The sequence below is a fragment of the Pelagibacterium xiamenense genome, from assembly GCF_021166475.1.
GTDB lineage: Bacteria > Pseudomonadota > Alphaproteobacteria > Rhizobiales > Devosiaceae > Pelagibacterium > Pelagibacterium xiamenense.
Map to the genome: position 1 here is coordinate 164,951 of NZ_JAJOYS010000003.1, position 19,130 is coordinate 184,080.

General features: G+C 62.0%; 14 protein-coding genes. All 14 read left to right on the top strand.

The window, feature by feature from the left end:
* Positions 1 to 83 precede the first annotated feature (83 nt).
* Entirely contained in the window at positions 84 to 1,766 is a 1,683-nt protein-coding gene (locus LSG43_RS13510; protein WP_231805088.1) for a ribonuclease J, read from the top strand.
* A gap of 6 nt (positions 1,767 to 1,772) precedes the next feature.
* Positions 1,773 to 2,030, top strand: coding sequence for a DUF1467 family protein (locus LSG43_RS13515; RefSeq protein WP_231805091.1), 258 nt, complete (start codon positions 1,773 to 1,775; stop codon positions 2,028 to 2,030).
* Between the two features lie 453 nt (positions 2,031 to 2,483).
* On the top strand, positions 2,484 to 3,833 hold the full coding sequence (gene proS, locus LSG43_RS13520; protein WP_231805093.1) for a proline--tRNA ligase: 1,350 nt from the start codon (positions 2,484 to 2,486) through the stop codon (positions 3,831 to 3,833).
* A complete protein-coding gene (locus LSG43_RS13525; RefSeq protein ID WP_231805095.1) occupies positions 3,830 to 5,194 on the top strand; it encodes an ABC transporter permease in 1,365 nt (454 codons plus the stop codon). Before proS ends, LSG43_RS13525 begins: the two co-directional genes overlap by 4 nt.
* A complete protein-coding gene (locus tag LSG43_RS13530) occupies positions 5,187 to 5,873 on the top strand; it encodes an ABC transporter ATP-binding protein (RefSeq protein ID WP_231805097.1) in 687 nt (228 codons plus the stop codon). Before LSG43_RS13525 ends, LSG43_RS13530 begins: the two co-directional genes overlap by 8 nt.
* Before the next feature lie 805 nt (positions 5,874 to 6,678).
* Positions 6,679 to 10,125, top strand: coding sequence for a DNA polymerase III subunit alpha (gene dnaE / locus LSG43_RS13535; protein WP_231805099.1), 3,447 nt, complete (start codon positions 6,679 to 6,681; stop codon positions 10,123 to 10,125).
* Between the two features lie 227 nt (positions 10,126 to 10,352).
* Positions 10,353 to 11,165 carry a 30S ribosomal protein S2 gene (gene rpsB / locus LSG43_RS13540; RefSeq protein ID WP_231805100.1) on the top strand — a complete coding sequence of 271 codons (813 nt, stop codon included), beginning with the start codon at positions 10,353 to 10,355 and terminating at the stop codon, positions 11,163 to 11,165.
* Positions 11,166 to 11,329: 164 nt separating this feature from the next.
* Positions 11,330 to 12,256 carry a translation elongation factor Ts gene (gene tsf / locus LSG43_RS13545; RefSeq protein WP_231805102.1) on the top strand — a complete coding sequence of 309 codons (927 nt, stop codon included), beginning with the start codon at positions 11,330 to 11,332 and terminating at the stop codon, positions 12,254 to 12,256.
* Positions 12,257 to 12,392: 136 nt separating this feature from the next.
* Positions 12,393 to 13,106: a UMP kinase gene (gene pyrH, locus LSG43_RS13550; RefSeq protein WP_231805104.1), complete on the top strand. Its 714-nt coding sequence runs from the start codon at positions 12,393 to 12,395 to the stop codon at positions 13,104 to 13,106.
* A 24-nt stretch (positions 13,107 to 13,130) separates the two neighbouring features.
* Entirely contained in the window at positions 13,131 to 13,691 is a 561-nt protein-coding gene (gene frr / locus LSG43_RS13555; protein WP_231805106.1) for a ribosome recycling factor, read from the top strand.
* Positions 13,692 to 13,738: 47 nt separating this feature from the next.
* Positions 13,739 to 14,491, top strand: coding sequence for an undecaprenyl pyrophosphate synthase (gene uppS / locus LSG43_RS13560; RefSeq protein WP_231805108.1), 753 nt, complete (start codon positions 13,739 to 13,741; stop codon positions 14,489 to 14,491).
* Positions 14,488 to 15,366 carry a phosphatidate cytidylyltransferase gene (locus LSG43_RS13565; RefSeq protein ID WP_231805110.1) on the top strand — a complete coding sequence of 293 codons (879 nt, stop codon included), beginning with the start codon at positions 14,488 to 14,490 and terminating at the stop codon, positions 15,364 to 15,366. The genes uppS and LSG43_RS13565 overlap by 4 nt, the downstream gene beginning before the upstream one ends.
* Positions 15,367 to 15,424: 58 nt before the next feature.
* Entirely contained in the window at positions 15,425 to 16,534 is a 1,110-nt protein-coding gene (gene rseP / locus LSG43_RS13570) for an RIP metalloprotease RseP (RefSeq protein WP_231805112.1), read from the top strand.
* Between the two features lie 189 nt (positions 16,535 to 16,723).
* Positions 16,724 to 19,042 (top strand): outer membrane protein assembly factor BamA, encoded by a 2,319-nt coding sequence (bamA, locus tag LSG43_RS13575; RefSeq protein ID WP_231805114.1) that lies wholly within the window; start codon positions 16,724 to 16,726, stop codon positions 19,040 to 19,042.
* Positions 19,043 to 19,130: the final 88 nt, after the last annotated feature.

The window sequence follows — 19,130 nt, forward strand, 5'->3', positions numbered from 1 at the left end:
ATTCGGCCGGCGCGGCACCGGAATTGACAGGGAAGGAATTCGACAGGCGGCATTCTGCGGCCCGGTCGACTATTGGAAAAGATATGGCAAAACAGAACACTTCGGGCGAAGAGCTTGTCTTTGTGCCGCTCGGCGGCATAGGCGAAATCGGCATGAATATGGGGCTTTACGGCTTCGGCCCGGCCGACGACCGCTACTGGCTCGTCGTCGATTGCGGCGTCTCCTTCGCCGGCCCGGAACTCCCCGGGATCGAGTTGATCATGCCCGACACCCGGTTTCTGGAAGAAGAAGCCGACCGCGTCGTGGGGCTCGTCCTCACACATGCCCACGAGGATCACTACGGGGCCGTGCTCGACCTGTGGCCGGGATACGAGAAGCCGGTCTTTGCGACAGCCTTCGCCGCCGCGATGCTCGAAGCCAAACGCCTCTCGAACGGCATAGACGACGATGTCGACATCACCATTGTCGAGCCGGGAAAGCCCTTCAAGGTCGGCCCGTTTACGCTCGAGGCGATCGGCGTGTCCCACTCGATCCCCGAAAGCTGCGCGCTCCTGATCGATACTCCAGCCGGCCGCGTTCTCCATACCGGCGACTGGAAAATCGACGCAACCCCCGTCGGCACCCCCATGACCGACATCGAGCGCTTCCGCCAGATCGGCAATGACGACCGCCCGCTCGCGCTCGTCTGTGACTCGACCAACGCCATGAAAGAAGGCGACAGCCCCTCGGAAACCGAAATTGCCGCCAACATCGAGCGTCTCATCGCCACGGCCAAGCATCGCGTCGCTGTTACCATCTTCGCCTCGAACCTCGGGCGCATGATTTCGATTGCCCGCGCCGCCGCCAAGGCGGGCAGGGAGGTCGTGGCCGCAGGCAGGGCGGTACATCGTGTCGCCGGTATCGCGCGGGAACTCGGCCTCCTCGAGGGCGTCCCCGAATTTCACGACCAGGACGCCTACGGCTATCTCCCCCGCGACAAGGTCGTCCTCATCTGCACAGGCAGCCAGGGCGAGGCCCGTGCCGCCATGGCGCGGATTGCCGCCGGCACGCACCCGGTCATCGACCTTTCCCCCGGCGACACCGTCCTCTTTTCGTCCTGGGCCATTCCCGGCAACGAAAAGGCCGTGATCGACATCCAGAACCAGCTCGTTGACCGCGGCGTTGAAGTCGTCACCAGCCGCGACGAGCTGATCCACGTCACTGGCCACCCGCGTCGCAACGAACTCGTTCAGCTCTACGACTGGGTGAAGCCCGACATTCTCGTGCCGGCCCACGGCGAGCCGATGCACCTTGAGGCCCACGCCGCCCTTGGGCGTGAAAAGGGCATCAGAACCGTCCTTTCGATCCGGAACGGCGACATGGTGCGGCTGTTTCCGACCCCGCGGAAGTTCGAGGGCGAAGTTCCCACGGGCGTCCTCTATCTCGATGGCAACCTGGTCTGCGCGCCCGACGAAAGCCACGTCCGCGACCGCCGCAAACTTGCCTTTGGCGGTCTCGTTGTCGTAACGCTGGTCGTCGACCGGCAGGGCAAGGTCATCTCGGGTCCGTTCTACGACCTCGACGGCTTGCCCGAACTCGAGGAAGATGAAGACCCGCTGCGCGACGTCGTCGTGACGGCCACCCAGGGTACAATCAAGAGCTTCCCGGCCAAACGCCGCGCCGACAGCGGTCGGTTCGGCGAAGCCATCCGGCGGGCGGTCCGTTCCGAAGTCAACGCCGCCTGGGGTCGCAAGCCCATAGTCAAAGTTTTCGTTCACCAGGTTTGACGCGCCATGGATCTCTGGACCCGGATATTCACATACGCCGCCGTCTATTTCGTCATCTGGTGGCTGTGCCTGTTCATGGTTCTGCCCTTCGGTGTACGCGGCCAGCACGAAGATGGCGCGGTCACCGATGGCACGGAGCCCGGCGCCCCGATCAAGCCCTTCCTGTGGCAGAAGCTGCTCGCAGCGACCGTCCTTGCGGCCGTCTTGATGGTGCTCGCCCTCTGGGGGCTTTCGAGCCCTTGGCTGCAGGAATACTGGTCCTAAAGTGGTTCCAGAACGAGTGGGCGTCACTTATCCAGTTCGGACCCGTACGGTCGCGATAGAAAAGAAAGACGAAACAAGAGCTTAGCGTCTTTGTTCTGATCGCGTCAAAGGCTCGGGTCGGGCGCAAAAAAAAGCAGGGCACGGGGCCCTGCATGGAATTTTCGAGTTTCGCGACAATCCACTGGTCTTACAGCGCGCAGAATGGGCGGCCAGTGCTCCTCCCTTGACGTTGTCGGCGTCGGGCGGTTTTTAATCCGCCGTTCGTTTTATGGCCGGGACACTACCAAGGACGATATGCTCTGCCAAGCGAAATTTGCGGTCATTTGTCACACCGAGTGTCAAAAAAGCGACATACAACGCATAAAGACCTGACCCTTGCCAGAACGGGTCGGTTTGCGCTTCATAGTGCGGTCAAAGCCGGTTGTGAGTCGAAGCGAAAGACAAAGAAAACTCATGCGCCTTTCCAGATATTTCCTGCCTGTTCTTAAAGAAACTCCCAAGGAAGCGGAAATCGTCTCCCACCGGCTGATGCTGCGCGCGGGCATGATCTCCCAACAGGCCGCCGGCCTCTACGCCTGGCTGCCGCTGGGCTACAAGGTGCTGCGCAAGATCCAGCACATCATCGAGCAGGAACAAAACCGGGCAGGGGCCATCGAACTGCTGATGCCCACGCTCCAGTCCGCCGACCTGTGGCGCGAGTCCGGCCGTTACGACGACTACGGCAAGGAAATGCTGCGCATGCAGGATCGCCATGAACGCGACCTGCTTTACGGTCCCACCAACGAGGAGATGATCACCTCGATCTTTCGGACCTACGTGCAGTCCTATAAGGACCTGCCGCTCAACCTCTACCATATCCAGTGGAAGTTCCGCGACGAGATCCGCCCCCGCTTCGGCACCATGCGCTCGCGCGAATTCCTCATGAAGGACGCCTATTCCTTCGATCTTTCGAAGGAGGAGGCCGTCAAGGCCTATAACCGCATGTTCGTCGCCTACCTGCGGACCTATCATCGTATGGGTCTGACGGCGATCCCGATGCGCGCCGAGACCGGCCCCATCGGCGGCGATCTCTCCCACGAATTCATCGTCCTCGCCGAAACCGGCGAGAGCGGCGTCTTCTGCCATGCCGATCTCCTGGACAAGCCCATTCCCGGCCCGGACACCGACTTCCTCGGCGATCTCTCGGGCATCGTGGCCGACTGGACCTCGCTCTATTCGGCGACCGAAGACATGCACGACGAAGCCCAGTTCGCTGCCAGCGTCCCCGAGGACAAACGCATCGCCGCTCGCGGCATTGAGGTCGGTCAGGTCTTCTATTTCGGCACCAAATATTCCGAACCCATGGGCGCCACCGTCACCGGTCCCGACGGCAAGGACGTCGCGGTCCATATGGGTTCCTACGGGATCGGCCCCAGTCGCATTGTCCCGGCCATCATCGAAGCGAGCCACGATGACGACGGCATCGTCTGGCCGGTCTCCGTCGCGCCATTCGAGGTCGCATTGATCAACCTCAAGACCGGCGATGCACAGACCGACGCCGCCAATGAAAAGCTCTATGGCCAGCTCCAGGCAGCCGGGATCGACGTCCTCTATGACGACCGCGACCTCGGCGCCGGCGGCAAGTTCGCGACTGCCGACCTGATCGGCATTCCCTTCCAACTGATCGCTGGCCCGCGCGGGCTCAAATCCGGGGAGGTCGAAATCAAGCACAGGAAGACCGGCGAGCGCGAAACCATCGGCATCGAAGATGCCGTCCATCGCCTGAAAACGCTGATCGAACCCGAACGTAGAGACACGGTGTGACCGCCGCCACGAACGGCAAGGAAAACGGCACCCGCCCGTTTTCACGGTTTGAACTGCTCGTCGCCGGGCGCTACTTGCGCGCCCGCCGGCGCGACACGTTCATTTCGGTCATCGCCTCGCTCACCATGGTCGGCATCGCCATCGGCGTCGCCACGCTGATCGTCGTGATGAGCGTCATGAACGGTTTCCGCGACGAACTCCTGAGCAAGATCCTCGGCCTCAACGGACATTTCACCGCCTTCCCGGTAGACGAGACGTTCACCGACTACGAAGACGTCAAGATCCGCCTCGAAGAGGTCGATGGCGTCGTCAGCGCCGTCGCCTTCGTCGAAGGACAGGCACTCGCGTCCGGCCCTTACAACTCCGCCGGCATCAATGTGCGCGGCATGACGCTTGAGGATATCCGCAAGCTCCCCTTGCTCTACAACAGCGCCGAACTGGGCGGCTGGGACAATTGGGACGAACTCGAGGGCGTCGCCATCGGCCAGCGGCTCGCCCAGAGCCTCGGCGTCACCATCGGCGACGCGATCACCATCGTCAGTCCCCGCGGCAGCCAGACGCCTTTTGGCACGACCCCGCGCATCCGCTCCTATCCGGTCAACGTCATCTACGATGTCGGCATGGTCGAGTTCGACAGCTTCTACGTGTATATGCCCCTCCAATCGGCGCAGGACTATTTCCGCGCCTACTCAGACCGGCTCCGCGAGGGCCACGAAGAGCCGCCGTTAATGGCGACCGATGAAGAAATCGACGCGGCCTATGAGCGCGTCTACGAGGCCACGGCGGTTGAAGTCTTCCTCCAGGACCCCGACGCGACGGGCGTCATGCAACTCCCGCTCGAACAGGCCGCCGAGCGGCCGATGATTTTCACCAACTGGCAGCGGCGGAACGAAACGTTCTTCTCCGCGCTCCAGGTCGAGCGCGTGGTGATGTTCACCATCCTCTCGATGATTGTCCTTGTCGCGGCTTTCAACATCATCTCGAGCCTCGTGATGCTGGTCAAGGACAAGGGCCAGGATATCGCGGTCCTGCGCACCATGGGCGCGACCCGCGCATCGGTCATGCGCATCTTCTGCATGACCGGGACGGCCATTGGCTTCGTGGGTACCTTCATCGGCTTTGTCCTCGGCGTCATCCTGGCGATCAACGCCGAAACCATCCGCGCGTGGGTATCCGAGGTACTCGGGATCGCGCTCTTTCCGCCCGAGGTGTTTCTGCTCTCGGCGCTGCCGTCGCGCGTCGACGCCGGCGAGGTCACGACGGTGCTCCTGATGGCCCTGGCACTTTCCTTCCTTGCCACCCTCTATCCCGCCTGGCGCGCCGCCCAATACGACCCGGTCGAGGCCCTCCGCTATGAGTGACCTGCTGCTGTCCCTGTCCGATGTCCGCCAGAGCTATGGCGATGGAGATGGCGCCGTGCACGTCCTGAAGGGCGCGGACCTTTCGGTCGAAAAGGGCGAACTCGTCGCGCTCGTTGCACCGTCGGGCGCCGGTAAATCGACGCTCCTGCACATCTGCGGGCTGCTCGAACGCGCATCGAGTGGTGATGTCGCTATCGCAGGCCAGTCGACGGCCGGTCTGTCAGATCGTCAGCGTACGCTCATGCGCCGTTATCGCATCGGCTATGTCTACCAGTTCCACCACCTCCTGCCCGAGTTCAGCGCCATCGAAAACGTCATGATGCCGCAACTGATCGCCGGGGCAGGGGACCGGCAGGCCAAGGCCCGCGGCATGGAGCTTTTGGAGGTGATGGGCATTGCCCATCGCCACGACCACCGCCCGGCCGAGCTTTCCGGCGGCGAGCAGCAACGCGTCGCCATCGCCCGCGCCACGGCCAACGCTCCGACACTGGTCCTCGCCGACGAACCCACCGGCAACCTTGATCCGGCAACATCCGATACGGTCTTCGCCGCGCTCTCGAACCTCGTCAAGCAGCACGACGCCGCTTCGATCATCGCCACCCACAACCACGATTTGGCGCGCCGTGCCGACCGCATCGTCACCATCCAGGATGGCCGCATCGTCCCTGCGACGCTGTAGCCGAGCAGGGGGCTTCGGAGATCCCTGTCCCCGCCCTGTACGGACAGGCATCCACGCGAACTTATCCCCGCCCCCCAAACCCCTGCCATACTTCTCCTCACGGCCGCACCAAGGGCGAGGATGCATACGAGCTTCCGGTGAGGGCAGGATTGGAGAGACGGGACGCGTGGGGCTGAGCCGAGGCCTCATTAGATCCCGCGGCGCTCCGGTATTGTCCGCCAGGCCGGTTCGGGTCCGATGGAGGTCGCTCCAGCGGAGGCCCAAAGGGTGCTCACTCGCGCCAAGGCGACACGTCCCCCGATGCGTCGGGCCAGGATCAGCGCGCCATACCCTCGAAAGAGGGAGGGGATCGTCCCCGGCGGGGTATCCATAAGCCGAAAATCCCGGATGTATGCGGCGAGGCGTGCCTCGCACTTCTATTACTACTCAGTATGAGGCCACGTCTCGCCGCATACCGCCTACACCATTGCACCCCGAAGCCGAGAGGCTGTCGGCCGTATGCGCGTGCGCTGCTGATCGATTCAGATTCTGTTAATAATGGACTCGCCCGCTCCGGGGAATCTATCGACAGGAACAAAAAAGGAACGTATAAGAACAAACACGGAACTCAATGGAGGCAACCATGCTCACCTTCGTCAAAGACTTCATGGCCCTTGTTTCCCTGACCGCCTTCGGCGGCACGACGATCTTCTACCTGGACATCCTCACCCACCTCTCGTGAGGGCACTGCTTGTGAATTGGCCGGACCCGTGGTTGGCGCGGCGGGTCCGGCATGGCACAAGAGACTCAAGTCAAGGAGCCGTCCATGTCCGGTCCGGGGTTCGTCCATCTTCACGTACATTCCGCGTTTTCCCTTCTCGAGGGTGCGCTTCCGCTTGCTGCCATTCTCGACATGGCAGCCAGGGACGAACAGCCCGCCATCGGCATCGCCGATACCAACAACCTCTTCGGCGCGCTCGAATTCTCGGAAAAGGCCTCGGGCAAGGGCATTCAGCCCATTATCGGCTGCGAATTGGCCCTCGACTTCGGTACCGATGAGGACAAGCCCAACGACCGCGTCAATCTGGGCAAGGGCAGCGTCGTCCTGATCGCCGCGACCGAAACGGGCTTTGCCAATCTCTCGACCATCGTCAGCCGCGCCTATCTCGAAGGCGTGGACAACAAGGTCGCTGCTGATATCGCGTGGTTCGACGGCGGGCACGCCGAGGGCATCATCTGCCTGACCGGCGGGCCGGAGGGCGCGATTGATCCCTTCCTTGCCGCGGGGCTCGACGCTCAGGCCGAAGCGCGCCTTGAAAGGCTTGCCCAAACATTTGGCGATAGGCTCTACGTCGAGATCCAGCGCCACGACCGCCCGCTCGAAAACGGCGTCGAACCACGCCTGATCGAGCTGGCCTACCGCCATGGCTGGCCGTTGGTCGCGACCAACGAGCCATATTTCCCAAAAAGGGACGATTTCGATTCCCACGACGCGCTGCTTGCCATCGCGTCGGGATCGGTTGTCGCCCAGACCGAGCGCCGGCGACTTTCGGATCAGCACTATTTCAAGACTCGCGAAGAGATGCTCGCGCTCTTTTCGGATCTGCCGGAGGCGGTCGAAAACACCGTCGAGATCGCAAAGCGGGTCAATTTCCGCCCCCACACGCTCGACCCCATCCTGCCGCGCTTTGCCGCCGCGTCCGATATGGACGAAGCCGATGCTGTGGCCGCGGAGGGCGAAGAGCTCGCGCGCCAGGCCCGCGAAGGCCTCAGGATGCGCATCAGGGACTTCGGCATGGCCGAGGACCGCACCCAGGCCGAATACGAAGAGCGCCTCGAGTTCGAGTTGAAAGTTATCCGGGACATGAAGTTCCCCGGCTACTTTCTTATCGTTGCGGACTTCATCAAATGGGCCAAGGCCCACGATATCCCGGTCGGTCCCGGGCGCGGTTCGGGTGCCGGTTCGCTCGTTGCCTACGCGCTCACCATCACGAACCTCGATCCGCTGCGCTACAACCTCCTCTTCGAACGCTTCCTCAATCCCGAGCGTGTGTCGATGCCGGACTTCGACATCGACTTTTGCCAGGAGCGCCGCGAAGAGGTCATCCGCTATGTACAGGGCAAATACGGGTCCGATCAGGTCGCCCAGATTATCACCTTCGGAACACTGCAGCCGCGCGCCGCGCTGCGCGACGTGGGCCGTGTGCTGCAGATGCCCTACGGGCAGGTCGACCGGATCTGCAAGCTCGTACCCAACAATCCCGCCAATCCGGTGACGCTGGCACAGGCCATCGATGACGAACCGCGTCTGCAGATGATGCGCGACGAAGACGAGACCGTCGCCGAACTCCTGCGCATCGCCGGCAAGCTTGAAGGCCTCTTCCGCCACGCCTCGACCCACGCCGCCGGTATCGTGATCGGCGACCGTCCGCTGCACGAATTGCTGCCGCTCTACCGCGATCCGCGCTCGGACATGCCGGTCACTCAATACAATCTCAAATGGGTGGAACCCGCCGGGCTCGTCAAATTCGACTTTCTGGGTCTAAAGACGCTCACGACGATCCGCTACGCCGTCGATATGATCAAGGAGGCGGGGACCGAACTCGATATCGACGCCATCCCGCTCGAGGACGCACCTACCTACAAGCTCTATGCCGACGGCGACACCTACGGCATCTTCCAGTTTGAAAGTCCGGGCATGCGGCGCGCGCTGGTCGAGCTGAAGCCCGACCGTATCGAAGACCTGATCGCCATGAATGCGCTCTATCGGCCCGGTCCGATGGACAACATCCCGAGCTTCATCAACCGTAAGCACGGCACCGAAAAGGTCGATTACCCCCACGAGACGCTTTCGGCCGTGCTCGATGAGACCTACGGCATCATCGTCTATCAGGAACAGGTGATGCAGATCGCCCAGCTCCTTTCGGGCTATTCGCTCGGCGAAGCCGATATGTTGCGCCGTGCCATGGGCAAGAAAATCAAGGCGGAGATGGACAAGCAACGCGTCCGCTTCCGCGATGGCGCCGTCAAGAACGGACTTTCCGAGGCGCTCGCCGACAATATCTTCGACCTTTTGGCCAAATTCGCCAATTACGGCTTCAACAAGAGCCACGCTGCCGCCTACGCCTGGGTATCCTACCAGACGGCATACCTGAAGACGCATTACCCCGAGCAATTCTACGCCGCGTCGATGACGCTCGACATGGCGCAGACCGACAAGCTTTCGGACTTCCGCCGTGAGGCCCAGAAAAAGGGCATCGAAGTCGTGCCGCCCTGCGTCAACCGTTCGGAAGTCAACTTTTCGGTGCGCGACGGCCGCATTCACTATTCGCTGTGCGCTGTCAAAGGCGTCGGCCGGCAGGTAGCCGAGCACATCGTGGACGTGCGCGGCGATAGACCGTTTGCCGATCTTGCCGATTTCGCGCGCCGCATCGATCCCAAGATCATCAACAAGCGTACGCTCGAAACCCTGATCAACGCGGGCGCCTTCGACCAGATCACCAAACGCCGCGAACAGATCGTCGCCGTCGCCGACACCATCATCAGCATGGCACAGCGCGAGACGTCGGGTCGGGCCGATGGTATCGAGGATATGTTCGCTTCGAGCCAGCCCGAGCCCATCCGGCTGCCTGAGAACGTCGAGCCCTGGACGCTGACCGAGCGCCTGGCCCGCGAGCACGCCGCAATCGGCTTCTATCTCTCGGCTCACCCGCTCGACGATTATGTCGAACTCTTCGACCGCCTGCGTGTCCAGCAATGGTCACAGTTCGAGCGTGCCGCACGCGACGGTGCCGTCGCCGGGCGCCTGGCCGGCACGCTCGTCTCCCGCCAGGACCGCAAGACCCGCAAGGGTTCGACCATGGCGATCATGATTTTCTCGGACCCGAGTGGATCGTACGAATGCATCGCCTTTTCCGAGCAGATCAGCGACTACGCGCATCTTCTCGAACCCGGCAAATCCCTCGTCCTGGAGGTCGGTGCCGAATCCCGGCCAGACGGGGTGCGCCTGCGGATGCTCAAGGCCGAGCCCATCGACGGTTCGGTCGAAAAGCTCGGCCGGCGGCTCACCATCTTTGCTGGCAGCGAAAAGTGCCTTGCGCCCATCAAGACCCAGCTCCAGCCGGGCGGAGAGGGGGTCGTGAGCCTGATCCTGATCCGCGATGCGGGCGCCCGCGAGTTCGAAATCGAGCTTCCGGGGCAGTTCCGCCTGACCCCGCAGCTAGCCGGCGGGCTCAAGGCCATCAACGGCGTCATTGACGTGCGGCTTAACTGACACCATATCTTGGCTTGCCAAGGCTGGGCCCCTGCGTTATAGCCCGGCTCGTCTAAATCCACATGCAAAGGCTGGTTCTGGGCTCTGGAGTGTTTCCAGAAGACGTGGTCAACACAACTTCGTTTTGGAAACGCGACACTATCAGGAGCGACAGCGCCATACCGGTGGCGGGTTTTCCCGCTGCACATCCTTTGCAGAGGCATAACCGGTTAAGGAGACCACCAGATATGGCTTTGCCAGATTTTTCCATGCGCCAGTTGCTCGAGGCCGGCGTTCACTTCGGCCACCAGAAGCACCGCTGGAACCCCAAGATGGAACGCTTTATCTTCGGCGTTCGCAACGACATTCACATCATCGACCTGAGCCAGACCGTCCCGGCGCTTTACCGTGCGCTGCAGCTCGTGAGCGACACGGTAGCCGATGGCGGCCGCGTTCTTTTCGTGGGCACCAAGCGCCAGGCCGCGCCCCTCGTCGCCGAAGCTGCGCGTCAGTCTGCGCAGTACTTCGTCAACTCGCGTTGGCTTGGCGGCATGCTGACCAACTGGCAGACGATTTCCCACTCTATCGCCCGCCTGCGCGAACTCGAAGCGCTCCAGGCCGAAGGCGCCCAGGGCCTCACCAAGCGTGAACGCCTCCAGCGCAGCCGCGAGCAGGAACGCCTCGAACGCGACCTCGGCGGCATCAAGGACATGGGCAATGTCCCGAACCTCCTGTTCGTGATCGACACGAATAAAGAAGCCAACGCGATCAAGGAAGCCCGCCGGCTCGGCATTCCGGTCGTCGCTATCGTCGACACCAACTGCGATCCGGATCTCGTCGACTACCCGATCCCGGGTAACGACGACGCCGCCCGCGCGCTCGAGCTTTACTGCTCGCTCGTGTCCAAGGCTGCGATCGACGGCATTTCGCGCTCGTCCGCCGCGCTCGGCACCGACCTCGGCGCGTCCTCCGAAGTGATCGAAGAGCCTGCGCTCGAAGCGCCCGCCGAGGAGCCTGCTGCCGAAGAGCAGCCCGCGACCGAGCAGACCGCGCAGGCCTAAAGCGCAATAAACACGAAAATGCGCCGGGCTCCGTTTCCAGCGAGCCCGGCTGCGCATCCGCCCGCACAAAACTGTCATATGCGTGCGTGATAAGCGCGATGGATCAGGATCATCGGTCCCGACCGGCGTTGCCGCGGGCCGATGCGCTTACAAGAGGTGACGAGATGTCGATTAGTGCTGCAGACGTGAAACAGCTCCGCGAAATGACCGGCGTGGGCATGATGGACTGCAAGAAGGCCCTGGCCGAAACCAATGGCGATATCGAAGCCGCCGTGGACTGGCTGCGGACCAAGGGGCTGGCCAAGGCTGCCAAGAAGGCTGACCGCGTTGCCGCTGAAGGACTCGTCGGCATCGCGACCGACGGCAACCGCGCCGCGATCGTCGAGATCAATTCGGAAACTGATTTCGTGGCCCGCAACGAGCAGTTCCAGTCGATTGTCCGCAATGCCGCCAAGCTCGCCCTCGATGTAAACGGCGACGTTGCCGCGCTTGCCGAGGCGGAATACCCCGACAGCGGCCGTACCCTTTCGGGCGAGCTGACCGAAGCGATCGCAAAGATTGGCGAAAACATGACCCTGCGCCGTGCCGCCATGCTCGAAGTCGGCGAAGGCGTTATCGGCAGCTATGTGCACTCCGCGATTGCCGACGGCCTCGGTCGCATCGGCGTTCTGGTCGGACTTGAGTCTGCTGGTGACAAGGCCAAGCTCGAGGCGCTCGGAAAGCAGGTCGCGATGCACATCGCCGCCACCAAGCCGCTCTCGCTCTCGGCCGACGACCTCGATCCCGAAGCCGTCGAGCGTGAACGCGCCGTGTTCAGCGAGCAAGCCAAAGCATCGGGCAAGCCCGACAACATCGTCGAAAAGATGGTCGAAGGCCGGATCCGCAAGTACTATGAGGAAGTCACGCTTCTGGCCCAGACCTTCGTCATCGACGGCGAAAATTCGGTCGAAAAGGCCGTGAAGAATGCCGAAAGCGATGTTGGTGCGCCGATCAAGGTCACCGGCTTCGTCCTGTACTCGCTCGGCGAGGGTGTTGAAAAGCAGGAATCTGACTTCGCTGCCGAGGTTGCCGCCGCTGCCGGCACCGCGTAACGTGTCCCGCGAAATCCCGGGATTCGCTTAAGCGTAGGTGTTACCGCGTCCCTCGGGACGCGATAGAGTAGAGGCATGAAGCGTGGTCCCCGACGTCCGTCCGACAAACCATGCTTCGGGTAAACAGGGCAGGCAGATGTCGAAACCCGGCTATTCCCGCGTGTTGCTCAAGGTCTCCGGTGAAGCCCTCACCGGAGATCAATCATATGGTATCGAGCCTGAGTTCCTCAACAAGGTCGCGCGCCAGATCGTCGATCTGACACGGCTGGGCGTGCAGGTCGCCATCGTGATCGGCGGCGGCAATATTTTTCGCGGCATGGCCGTCGCCGCCAAGGGCGGCGACCGTGTGATCGGCGACCATATGGGCATGCTGGGCACCGTCATCAATTCGCTCGCCCTGGGTGACGCAATCCGCAGGGCAGGGGGGCGGCCGCACGTGTTTTCGTCCGTTACCATGCCCTCCATCGCCGACACCTTCACCCAGCGCGCCGCCATTGCGGCGCTCGAAGGCGGCGCGACGGTCATATGCGCGGGTGGTACGGGCAATCCGTTCTTCACCACCGATACCGCCGCTGCGCTCAAGGCGATCGAATTGCGCTGCGATGTGCTCCTCAAGGGCACCAAGGTCGACGGCGTCTATTCCGCCGATCCGATGAAGGATCCCAAGGCCGAACGCTTTGAAACGATTTCGCACGAGGACGTCATTGCGCGTGACCTGCGGGTTATGGACACGGCGGCGTTTGCCCTTGCCCGGGATAACCGGTTACCGATAATCGTCTACGCACTGGAAACAAAAGAAGGCCTCGTCGGCGTGATCGAGGGCCGCGCGCCCAGCACACGCGTCGGCTAGAGGTCGAGAACACGGGGAGAAACAATGTCTGACGCTTTTTCGCTCGAAAATCTCCGCACCCGGATGAACAAGTCCATCGACGCCATGAAGAACGATCTGGCCGGCTTGCGCACCGGGCGCGCCAGCGCGAGTTTGCTCGATCCGATCCACGTTGACGCCTATGGCAGCGCGACGCCGCTCAGCCAACTCGCGACCGTCTCGGTGCCCGAGCCACGGATGCTTTCGGTGCAGGTCTGGGACCGCTCGATGGCCGGCGCCGTGGAAAAGGCGATCCGGGAGTCGGGCCTTGGCCTCAACCCGATCGCCGAAGGCGCCCTCATCCGTGTGCCGCTGCCCGAACTCAATGAAGAGCGCCGCCGCGAATTGTCCAAAGTCGCCCACCAATATGCCGAACAGGCGCGCGTCGCCGTCCGGCATGTGCGCCGCGACGGCATGGACGTCTTGCGCAAGCTCGAAAAAGACGGCGAAATGAGTCAGGATGACGCGCGCGTCAATTCCGACAAGGTGCAGAAAGCCACCGATGATGCGATCGCAGAGATCGATGCATTGGTCGCCCATAAGGAACAGGAAATCATGCAGGTCTAGCCCAAGGCCTGCGGGCCGGACGGCCGGTCCGAATCGTGAGTGACATCATGTCGACCAAGCCGGCCGTTGCATCGGCCCCGCCAGCGCAGCAAACGCTCTCGGTCCCCCGCCACATCGGGGTGATCATGGACGGCAATGGCCGCTGGGCAAAATTGCGCGGCCTGAGGCGCACCGAGGGACACAAGGCTGGCGTCGAGGCGGTCCGGCGCATCGTCGAGCTTGCCTCTGCCTACGGTGTGTCCTGCCTCACGCTGTTCAGCTTCAGCTCCGAAAACTGGCGGCGGCCGCCCGAGGAAGTGAGCTTCATCTTCGGGCTCTTGCGCCGCTTTGTGGCGTCGGATTTGGATCGGCTGGCCCGGAACAACGTCAAGATCCGCATCATTGGCGACCGCGAAACGCTCGACAAGGAATTGCGCCGGATCATCGAAGAGGTCGAAGCCACGACCGCAGCCAATACCGGCCTCAACCTTGTCATCGCCTTCAATTACGGCGCGCAGGCCGAAATTGCGGCTGCGACCCGCGTGATCGCACAGAAGGTAGCCCAGGGCGCCCTCGCGGCCGATGATATAAACGAAACGACGATCGCCGAGCATTTGGGTACGCACGGCCTTCCCGATCCCGACCTTATCGTCCGTACCAGCGGCGAAATGCGTCTTTCAAATTTCTTGCTTTGGCAGTCTGCCTATGCCGAACTGGTGTTCGTGGAGGAAAACTGGCCCGATTTCGACGAATCGGTTTTCGTCCGGGTTCTGCAGACCTTCACGGAACGCGACAGGCGGTTTGGCGGTATCGGGACGTGACCGAAGAGAAAACGAACGCAAAATCGGTAGTAAACCGGCCCCTCTGGCCGTTCGGCCCCGACCTCCTACCCCGGCTCTTGTCCGCCGTCATCCTCATCCCGCTCACGGCGATTGCGCTGATCGCCGGTTGGCTCCCCTTCGCGCTCCTGGTCGCATTGGTCATGGCCGGTGCCTACCGTGAATGGGAGAGCATGATCTCGGGAGAACACAAGGGGTGGCCGGCTGCGCTCATTATGGGCCTCCTTGGGCTCGCTGCACTCGCCCATCCCATGAATGGCGCCTGGACCGGAACCATCATCATCGCCGTCGCGGTCATCGCCGGTATCCTCATCAAGGCGCCCAACAGGGGGTGGCGTATTGCGGGCATCGCCTATTTCGGGCTGATCACGATGGCTTTCCTCGCCATTCGCGGCAGTTCGGGCGCAGGGATATGGGCGGGGCTGTATCTCGTTTCGATCACTTGGCTGACCGATTCTGGAGCCTATTTCGTCGGCCGAATCGTCGGCGGTACCAAGCTCTCTCCAGACGTCTCGCCCTCAAAGACCTGGTCGGGCGCGGCCGGTGGGCTCGTGAGCGGCACACTCGGCGGTTTGGTCATCTGGTTCATCGCCGGCTGGGCGCTCGGCGCACCGTCCCCTTTCATCATTGGCCTTCTCATCGCCGTTGTGGTCTCGATCGCGGGGCAGGCGGGTGATCTTGCCGAAAGTGCGATAAAGCGGCGCTTTGCTGTTAAGGACAGTGGGGATATCATTCCCGGGCATGGCGGGCTTATGGACCGCATCGACAGCCTGACCATGGCTGCACTCGTTCTCTGGTGCATCGGGCTCGCCCATAGAGGGCTGGGAGCGGTGCCGCAGGGCATACTGTTCTGGTAAAATAAGCGGCTCTTGCGTCCGGAAATGCCGGGCCTGTGCCAAAGGATGCCGAAAGACGATGAGCGAATCCCTGCCGTTCTTTTTCTATATCGTTCCGTTCCTGGCGATCCTCATTGTCATTGTCGTGGTCCATGAGATGGGGCACTACCTTGTTGCGCGCTGGAACGGCGTTTCCGTCGACGCCTTTTCGATCGGCTTCGGACCCGAACTCCTCGGTTGGACGGACAAGCGCGGAACCCGCTGGCGCCTCGCGGCGATACCGCTGGGCGGATATGTGCGCTTCACCGGCGACATGAATGCCGCCAGCGTACCAGATCCGAACGCGGCCAATCGCTACGATGCGGAAACCCGGAAGACGCTCTTCGTCAACAAGTCTGTCTGGCAGCGTATGGCCATCGTTGTCGCGGGGCCATTGGCGAACGTTCTCTTCACCTTCCTCGTACTCTACGTCATGCTGATCGGCTACGGGCGGATGACGCTCGAACCCGTGATCGGCGAGGTCATCGAGCAGTCTGTCGCCCAGGAAGCCGGCTTCATGCCGGACGACCGCGTCCTTTCCGTCGACGGCTTTCCCGTGCGTGGGTTTTCGGATTTCCAGAGATTCATTGGGACGGCGCCGGACCGTTTGGTCTCGGTTGTTGTCGAACGCCATGGGGAGCCTACGACACTCTCGGTTGTTCCCGAATCCCAGACGGCAACCACGCGTTTCGGACGCGAGCTTACGCTCGGGGTGATCGGGGTGACGCGTTCGGCAGAGGCCGACGATTGGGTCCTTTACCGCCCGGGCCCGATAGAGGCTGTTGGTATGACCTTCGAGGAGGTCCACTTCATCATCGACCGAACGCTGGCCTTTTTCGCCGACCTTTTCATTGGCCGTGGCGATCTCGATCAGATTGCAGGACCGGTCGGCATGGCCCAGGTTTCGGGCGAGGTCGCCACGCTTGGCTTTTTGGCATTGGTTAACCTAACTGCACTTTTGTCCTTAAACATTGGCATAGTTAACCTCTTGCCAGTGCCGATGTTGGATGGTGGACACTTGATGTACTACGTGTTCGAAGCGCTACGCGGACGACCGCTGAGCCGGCGGACCCAGGAGATCGGATACCGCATCGGATTTGCGCTCGTCGTCTCGCTGATGATCTTCACGGTCGTCAACGACATCGTCTAACGCGACGACGTATCAAAGGGTTAGCAAGTGTTGCACGATTACATGTCCACCGATCTTTTAGCCGCCGGGACAGGCGTTTCGCCTTGCCCTCAAGGCAAAAACCGGTAAAAACGTGTTGATCGGAAACGGGGGAATCCGTGCCTTCGTGCGATTCCCGGCACACGTCTCACAGGGCAAGCAAGCATAATCATGATGAATAAAGCCAAGCTTTTGCACAGCGTCGTTCTCGCACTGGCGCTATTGACCGTGGCGCCGATGGTCGGAAATTCCGGTTGGCTGCTCGGCTCGACCCAGGCGCAGGCCCAGACGATTTCCCAGATTTCCGTTGAGGGCAACGTGCGCGTCGATGACGCGACGATCCTTTCCTACCTGACGCTCCGGCCCGGTGACACGGCCACGGCTGCGCAGATCGAGGCCTCCCGCCAGGCCCTGGTGAACAGCGGCGTTGTGCAGTCGGCGTCGATTTCAATGTCCGGCAGCACGCTCGTCGTCCGCGTCAGCGAAAGTGCATCGGTTGCCGCAATCGGGTTTGAGGGCAACCAGCGCTTCACTGACGCCCAGCTCAACACCATGGTCGAGGTTGCGACCAGCCGCGTTTATTCGCCCGACGCCATTGCGTCGGACGTTGCTGTCATTCAGGCGGCCTACGACCGCGCCGGCTACACCAACGTGACAGTCTCCTCGCGGACCGAAACCGCTGAGGACGGTCGCATTCGCGTCATCTTCGACATCAACGAAGGCGACCGTGCCGGCATTGCCGCGATCAATTTCACCGGCAACAACAATATTGGCTCCATGCAGCTCGAATCGGTCATCACGACCAAGGAATCGCACCTTTTGAGCTGGCTGTTCCGCGACGACCAGTATGACGAAGACCGCCTTGCAGTCGATCGTGAACGCATCCGCGTCTATTACGCCAACCATGGCTATCCCGATGCGCGCGTTCTGTCCTCGGTTGCCGAGTTTGACGCCGAGCGCAATGCGTATTTCATCAACTTCACCATCGAAGAAGGCGAGCGCTACGAATTCGGCAATATCGCCATCGAGACCAGCATCGCCGGCCTCAACACCGATGCGCTGCGCGGGGCGATCGAAACGCGTAAGGGTGGGCGTTACTCGCTTCAGGATCTCCAGGATTCGACCCAGGAACTGGCTGTCCGCGCCACCCAGCAGGGCTTTGCTTTCGCAGAGGTGCGTCCGCGCATCGACCGCGACATCGCGAACCGGACCTTCAACATCACCTACCTCGTCGATGAAGGCGCGCGCGTCTACGTCGAGCGGATCAACATCACAGGCAACACCAAGACCCGCGATTTCGTAATCCGCCGTGAATTCAACTTCTCCGAAGGCGATCCGTTCAATCGGACGCTCGTGTCCCAGGGACGCGCCAACGTCGAAGCGCTCGGTTTCTTTTCGTCGGTTCAGGTGACTTCGGCACCGGGCAGTGCGCCCGACCGCGTCGTTCTCAACGTTGCCGTCGTCGAGCAGGCGACCGGCGAGTATGGCATCGGCGGCGGGTATTCGACCCAGGACGGCTTTTTTGGCGAGATTTCGCTCACCGAGCGGAACTTCCTTGGTCGCGGTCAGTACCTGCGCGCCGCGATCGGCCGGTCCGAATCGGGCCAGACATACGATTTCAGCTTCACCGAGCCGCGCTTCATGGGTCTCGATATCTCGTCCGGCTTCGATCTCTACCGGCGCATTACCGAAGAATCGAGCACGCGATCCTATGGAACCGACGTGACCGGCGGTCGCCTGCGCTTCGGGATGCCGCTGATGGACGACCTTTCGCTGACCACCTTCGTGGGATACGAGCACAAGGACTTCCTCAATACCGACGACGCGCCGGCCTACATTACGAACCTGCCCTCCTCGGGCACCGACAAGATCTCGGTCGGCTATGAGTTGACGTTCAACACCCTCGACGATCAGCGCAATCCGAATGAAGGCCTTATCCTGACCTTCAGCCAGGAATACGCCGGCCTCGATTACGACTACCTCAAGACCGAAGCGCGGGCCCGGTACTACTACCCGCTTTGGGAAGAGTACGACGTGATCGGCAGCATTCGCGCCATGGGCGGCACGATTGCCGACATGGGTGGTAGCGGCATCAACCCGACCGAAGCCTTCCGGCTTGGCCCCAACTTCGTGCGTGGCTTCGCCGCAGGCGGCATGGGCGCTCGCTGGACGGAAGGGACTGAGGACGCATTCGGTGTCCTGTCCTACGCGGGACTTTCGGCCGAAGTTGACTTCCCAATCCCGTTCCTGCCCGAATCCTGGGGTCTGCGGAGCGCGGTCTGGGGTGATGTTGGCTGGATCGACGGGACGCCTGACGTCCAGGGCGCAGACTCGACCGGTATCGGCGAGAACATCAAGTCCTCCGTTGGTGCCTCGGTGATCTGGGCCTCGCCGGTCGGACCTCTGCGTGGTGACTTTGCGCACGTCATCGACTCCGCGGAGCAGGATCGTACGCAGGTCTTCCAGCTGACTCTTTCCACGCTGTTCTGATCGCCGCGGTCAGGACCAACGAAACAAGCCGCGGTGCGCCCTCGCTCCGCGGCTTCCTTTTCGGCGCAGCCAAATGATCGATAGCCGC

Coding starts and splice junctions, on each gene's coding strand:
- rseP (WP_231805112.1), top strand. CDS start 15,425: ATGAGCGAATCCCTGCCGTTCTTTTTCTATATCGTTCCGTTCCTGGCG.
- LSG43_RS13510 (WP_231805088.1), top strand. CDS start 84: ATGGCAAAACAGAACACTTCGGGCGAAGAGCTTGTCTTTGTGCCGCTC.
- pyrH (WP_231805104.1), top strand. CDS start 12,393: ATGTCGAAACCCGGCTATTCCCGCGTGTTGCTCAAGGTCTCCGGTGAA.
- frr (WP_231805106.1), top strand. CDS start 13,131: ATGTCTGACGCTTTTTCGCTCGAAAATCTCCGCACCCGGATGAACAAG.
- dnaE (WP_231805099.1), top strand. CDS start 6,679: ATGTCCGGTCCGGGGTTCGTCCATCTTCACGTACATTCCGCGTTTTCC.
- rpsB (WP_231805100.1), top strand. CDS start 10,353: ATGGCTTTGCCAGATTTTTCCATGCGCCAGTTGCTCGAGGCCGGCGTT.
- LSG43_RS13515 (WP_231805091.1), top strand. CDS start 1,773: ATGGATCTCTGGACCCGGATATTCACATACGCCGCCGTCTATTTCGTC.
- proS (WP_231805093.1), top strand. CDS start 2,484: ATGCGCCTTTCCAGATATTTCCTGCCTGTTCTTAAAGAAACTCCCAAG.
- bamA (WP_231805114.1), top strand. CDS start 16,724: ATGATGAATAAAGCCAAGCTTTTGCACAGCGTCGTTCTCGCACTGGCG.
- uppS (WP_231805108.1), top strand. CDS start 13,739: ATGTCGACCAAGCCGGCCGTTGCATCGGCCCCGCCAGCGCAGCAAACG.
- tsf (WP_231805102.1), top strand. CDS start 11,330: ATGTCGATTAGTGCTGCAGACGTGAAACAGCTCCGCGAAATGACCGGC.
- LSG43_RS13530 (WP_231805097.1), top strand. CDS start 5,187: ATGAGTGACCTGCTGCTGTCCCTGTCCGATGTCCGCCAGAGCTATGGC.